7 protein-coding genes are annotated in these 4,880 nt (G+C 63.4%); 2 read left to right on the top strand and 5 right to left on the bottom strand.

All coding sequences use genetic code 11. The features are described from left to right. The coding region (locus tag EN884_RS25765; RefSeq protein WP_127383963.1) for a M20/M25/M40 family metallo-hydrolase at positions 1–380 on the bottom strand (380 nt) is incomplete at its 3' end. Between the two features lie 127 nt (positions 381–507). On the opposite strand from EN884_RS25765, the gene EN884_RS25760 reads away from it, so the two are divergent. Then, on the top strand, positions 508–1,548 hold the full coding sequence (locus EN884_RS25760) for a 2-dehydropantoate 2-reductase (RefSeq protein ID WP_063169725.1): 1,041 nt from the start codon (positions 508–510) through the stop codon (positions 1,546–1,548). Here EN884_RS25760 and EN884_RS25755 read toward each other — a convergent pair. The 4 genes from EN884_RS25755 to dapD form a co-directional block, all read right to left on the bottom strand. Next, positions 1,451–2,224, bottom strand: a complete 774-nt coding sequence (locus EN884_RS25755) for a hypothetical protein (protein ID WP_063169724.1) — start codon at positions 2,222–2,224, stop codon at positions 1,451–1,453. The two genes, EN884_RS25760 and EN884_RS25755, sit on opposite strands and share 98 nt — an antisense overlap. Positions 2,225–2,237: 13 nt before the next feature. After that, a complete protein-coding gene (locus EN884_RS25750) occupies positions 2,238–2,615 on the bottom strand; it encodes a DUF805 domain-containing protein (protein ID WP_024502086.1) in 378 nt (125 codons plus the stop codon). After that, complete coding sequence (locus EN884_RS25745; protein WP_013528479.1) at positions 2,608–2,970, bottom strand: DUF805 domain-containing protein; 363 nt, start codon at positions 2,968–2,970, stop codon at positions 2,608–2,610. The genes EN884_RS25750 and EN884_RS25745 overlap by 8 nt, the downstream gene beginning before the upstream one ends. Positions 2,971–3,042: 72 nt before the next feature. After that, the gene (gene dapD / locus EN884_RS25740; RefSeq protein WP_013528480.1) at positions 3,043–3,897 is read right to left on the bottom strand and encodes a 2,3,4,5-tetrahydropyridine-2,6-dicarboxylate N-succinyltransferase; all 855 of its coding nucleotides are present in this window, start codon (positions 3,895–3,897) and stop codon (positions 3,043–3,045) included. A 142-nt stretch (positions 3,898–4,039) separates the two neighbouring features. Here dapD and EN884_RS25735 point away from each other — a divergent pair. Next, the coding region (locus EN884_RS25735; RefSeq protein ID WP_206521724.1) for an LOG family protein at positions 4,040–4,880 on the top strand (841 nt) is incomplete at its 3' end.

Below are 4,880 nucleotides of genomic sequence, written 5' to 3'. Positions count from 1 at the left end.
CCATTGGCCTCGACATGGCGCGCCACGGCGGCGATGAAACAGGCGATGCCGCCCTTCATGTCGACGGCGCCGCGGCCATACATCTCGCCATTGGCGATCTCGGCGGCGAAGGGCGGATGCGTCCAGGCGGCTTCGTCGCCGACCGGCACCACGTCGGTGTGGCCGGCGAACATCAGATGCGGGCCATTGCCGGAACGCCTTGCATAGAGGTTTTCGATATCGGGCGTGCCGTCTTCGGAAAACACCGGCCGATCGACCAGGAAGCCGAGCGGTTTGAGCATCGTCTCCAGCGCGGTCAGCGCACCGCCCTCAGCGGGCGTCACCGAAGCGCAACGGATAAGGGCGGCGAGGTTTTCGGCAGGATCGGTCGGCAGCGTCATGGCAAAAGCGATAGTCGAAAGCGCAGGGCCTGTCACGGCCAGACATAGGGGCCAGCCTCATGGCTGGCGATACCGCCGATATTATGGTTTTCATGTCGTATAGTTGCGACCCGGCGCGGGCGACAGGATGGCAGACAAGGACAAACGGATCGTCATAGCCGGTGCCGGCAGCATCGGCTGCTATGCCGGCGGCTGCCTGGCGCTGGCCAGCCGAAAGGTCATTCTGCTGGCCCGGCCGCGCATTGAGGCAGCGTTGCGGCAGGGTGGATTGCGGGTCAGCGACCTCCAGGGCCGCGATCGCTCGATCAAGCCGGAGGCGCTTGCCGTCACCACCGATCCGGCCGCCACCCTGCCGCAGGCAGACGTGATCCTGGTCACGGTCAAGAGCGGCGCCACTCAGGACATGGCGGATCTTATCAAAGCTCATGCCCGGCCCGACGCCGTGGTGATCAGCCTGCAGAACGGTGTCGACAATGCCGACAGGCTGCGTGCCGGACTTGGCCGGCGAACGGTGCTGGCCGGCATGGTGCCGTTCAATGTGGTGCAGTCGCCGGACGGCGAGCTGCCGCTGCGCGTGCACCGCGCCAGCGACGGCAAGGTGATGGTCGAGGATGGCGATGCCGGCCTGGTCGGCCTGCTTGGCGTCGAAGGGTTTGCGGTTGAAGCGCATGGCGACATGAAGGCGGTGCTGTGGGGCAAGCTGCTGATGAATCTGAACAACGCGCTGGTGGCGCTTTCCGGCCTGCCGCTGGCAACCGAACTGGCCGACCGACGCTGGCGGCTGATCCTGGCTGGCCAGATCGACGAGGCGCTGACGGCGCTGAAAGCGTCCGGCATCGAGCCGGCGCGGATCGCCGGCCTGCGGCCGGCGCTGCTGCCGAAAGTGCTCAGGCTGCCGGACTGGCTGTTCAAGCTCTTGGCGCGGCGCATGCTGGCGATCGACCCGCAGGCGCGCTCGTCGATGTGGGACGATCTTCAGCGCGGCCGGCCGACGGAGATCGACGACTTGCAAGGTGCCATCTTGCGGCTGGCGGGGAAGGCCGGCACGCCCGTGCCGACGGTTCAGCGGATCATCGCCTTGGTGCGCGCGGCGGAAGCGGAGCGGCTTGGCTCGCCGGGCCTGGCGCCGGAGCAGATTGTTGCACCGGCCGGCCGTCGATCAACGTGATCTTCTGCCAGATTTTCCGCGACAGGTTGGACGCCAGGTTCTCGATGTCGTTGACGCCGTCGATGACCACGTCGTCATTGACCGACTGCGCGAACAATGCGGCGATCTTGCCGGTGATCGACAGCATTTCGGAGCAATAGTCGAGGTAACGCGCCAGGTCGGCGGCATTGGTGATGCGGGCGGGCGAATGCGACGTTGGCTTGAAATCGGCCGACAGCGCCGCCGGATCCTTGGTCAGCTGGTGCATGTCGATGACGTGGATCAGCGAGCGCAGGCCATGCAGCTGGCGAAAGACCTGCTTGCGCTTGATGCGCTCCTCGGAGCGGATCAAGGCGAGAAATCCGACAATGGCGAGGATGAACATGTTGAGCGAAGCTTCGATGCCTTGCACAGACTGGACGGCATCACCCGGTTTGGAAATGCGGTCGAATGGCAATACGGTTCCGACGAAGATGAACATCAGTGCGCCGGCAACGACAGCGGCGACGATGAGGCCGCGCAGCCACCAGATCGGCGCTTCCAGGGCCTTGGCGCCCTGTGCCAGGTCGCGCGACAGCGAGACCAGTTCGGCGGCAACGCCGCGCAGGCCGGCATCGGGGAAACGCTCCGCAACGCGCGTCTCCAGCCGTTCTGCGGTCTCGATGATCAGTTTCGGATCAAGCGTACGGTAGCGCATGTCCGATCGAACCTCAGGGTTGTGCTGGCTCGTTGGTGCGCCGGCCGTAGCGGTTGGGTCCAGGCTGCCCCGGAAACAGGCACAACACAAGGAAGGCCACGATCGAGACCACCGGCACGAACAGGATCAGCGCCGCAATGCCCGGCTTGTCCAAATCGTGCAGCCGCTTGACCGCCAGGGCAATGTTCGACCACAGCGAGGCGATGAAGGCGACGAAGAAGATGAACGACCACATGTTGCTCTCGGCCGAACCTTCCGGCACCAGCGTGAAGCGGTAGAGCGGGAAGGCCTGGATGATAGCGACGAGCAACCCGCCAAGAAAATAGGCCGCGCGACTGACGCGGCCCGAGGTTTTGAAGAAAAGCCAGGTGAGATCTGATCTGTCAGGCAAGCGGGTCCGGTCCATATTGATTGGCGCCCCTGGCGCCTTCGAGAATGCCGCATTCCACCAGAAACCAGATCGGGCCGATCAATGGCACCAGCATGATCAGGCTCCACCAGCCCGACTTGCCGCGATCATGCCAGCGCTTGGCGTAGACTGCGAGTGCGAAATAGATCGAGGCCAGAGCGATGAGAATGCCGATGATGCCGATCTGGGCGCCACTGGCCGTGGTGATGCGTGTACCGAGGATCGCATCGAGAATAAAGGCAACGATGCCAATGACGATGAAAACGCCAATCGCGGCCCAGAACTTGCCACGGTTGATGCGACCGTCAAAACTTGTGAGCAGATACTTCCAGTCCATGTCACCCCTCCATGATGAACCCGCGCGACCGATTGTCGCGCCGGCGGAAGGTGCGCCCGCTTTGCGCAAAGATCAATCGCGCAGCAATTCGTTGATCGAGGTCTTGGACCTGGTTTTGGCGTCGACGCGCTTGACGATGACGGCGCAGTAGAGGCTCGGACCCGGCTCGCCGTTCGGAAAGGGCTTGCCCGGCATCGCTCCGGCGACGACGACGGAATTCGGCGGCACTTCGCCATAGAAAATCTCGCCGGTAGCGCGGTCGACGATCTTGGTCGACTGGCCGATGAAGACGCCCATGCCGAGCACCGAGCCTTCGCGCACGATGCAGCCCTCGACCACTTCCGAGCGCGCGCCGATGAAGCAATTGTCCTCGATGATGGTCGGACCTGCCTGCATCGGCTCCAGCACGCCGCCGATGCCGACGCCGCCGGAAAGATGCACGTTCTTGCCGATCTGGGCACAGGAGCCTACCCCGACCCAGGTGTCGATCATGGTGCCTGTATCGACATAGGCGCCGACATTGACGAAGGACGGCATCAGCACGGCGCCCGGCGCGATATAGGCCGAGCGACGCACGATCGACCCCGGCACGGCGCGAAAGCCCTCCTTTTCGAAATCGACAGCGCCCCAGCCATCGAACTTCGACGGCACCTTGTCCCACCACGTCGCTTCGCCGGGACCACCCTTGATGATCTCCATCGGGTTGAGCCGGAAGGACAAAAGCACGGCCTTCTTCAGCCACTGGTTGACATGCCACTTGCCGTCGGCCTGCCGCTCGGCGACGCGGACGGCGCCGCGGTCGAGCAGGTCAAGCGCCGACTGGATGGCATCGCGCGTTTCGCCGCGCGTCGCAGTCGAAATCGCATCGCGTTCCTCGAAGGCCTTCTCGATGGTCTTTTCGAGGCTCGCCAGATCGGGCTTCGACATGAATTCGCTCCATTACCAAGCTGTTAAGGGACTGAGCCTTAACCTGTTTTGAAAGTCGCGCGGACCCTATGTTAAGGCTTAATGGGGGTCAATCGCGTGTGCGTCACGGGACGGCGCAGTTAAGGGAATTGGACGGGTAGTTATGACTCCTATGGAAAAGGCGGGGTGGACGCCGCTGCCGCATTCGGACGAGGATCTGGAGCGGTCGAAGAGCGTGCCTGACACGCCGCAGACGCGTGCCGAAACCTACCGGCTCGCCTGGAACGATCCCGACTTCATGACGCGGCGCGAGTTGCGCGCGGTCAGGCTGCAACTCGAACTCCTGAAACCGGAAATGATCCTAGCCGAACGCGGCATCCGCTCGACGGTGATCCTGTTCGGCGGTGCGCGCCTGCCGGAACCCGGCGGCGAGGCCTGGGCGGCCAAGAACGAGACGCAGAAGAAGAACCTCGAAGAGAACAGCAAATACTACGAGGAAGCGCGCAAATTCGCCCGCCTCTGCTCGCAGCAATCGGCTACCTCCTATTACCGCGAATATGTCGTGGTGACCGGCGGCGGGCCTGGCGTGATGGAAGCGGGAAACCGCGGCGCCGACGATGTCGGCGCGCCGTCGATAGGCCTCAACATCGTCTTGCCGCACGAGCAGGCGCCGAACATCTATGTGACGCCGGAGCTCTGTTTCAACTTCCATTATTTCGCTATCCGCAAGATGCATTTCGTCATGCGCGCCAAGGCGGTCGCGGTGTTTCCGGGCGGCTTCGGCACGATGGACGAATTCTTCGAGACGCTGACCCTGATCCAGACAGGGCGCATGGAGCGCGTGCCGGTGATCCTGTTCGGCAAATCCTTCTGGAAGCGGGCGATCGATCTCGATTTCCTCGCCGAGCAGGGCACGATCAGCCCCGGCGATCAGGACATCATCGACTTCGTCGACACCGCGGATGAGGCGTGGGGGATTATCAGCCGGTTCTATAAGTTAGGAG

The organism is Mesorhizobium sp. M7A.F.Ca.AU.001.01.1.1 (genome assembly GCF_004022735.1).
Classification (GTDB): domain Bacteria; phylum Pseudomonadota; class Alphaproteobacteria; order Rhizobiales; family Rhizobiaceae; genus Mesorhizobium; species Mesorhizobium ciceri.
This window is presented reverse-complemented; position numbering and strand designations above follow the sequence as displayed.

Bases quoted from the DNA above. Each gene is read 5' to 3' on its own strand.
- EN884_RS25760 (WP_063169725.1), top strand. From the start codon at position 508: ATGGCAGACAAGGACAAACGGATCGTCATAGCCGGTGCCGGCAGCATC.
- EN884_RS25755 (WP_063169724.1), bottom strand. From the start codon at position 2,224: ATGCGCTACCGTACGCTTGATCCGAAACTGATCATCGAGACCGCAGAA.
- EN884_RS25745 (WP_013528479.1), bottom strand. From the start codon at position 2,970: ATGGACTGGAAGTATCTGCTCACAAGTTTTGACGGTCGCATCAACCGT.
- dapD (WP_013528480.1), bottom strand. From the start codon at position 3,897: ATGTCGAAGCCCGATCTGGCGAGCCTCGAAAAGACCATCGAGAAGGCC.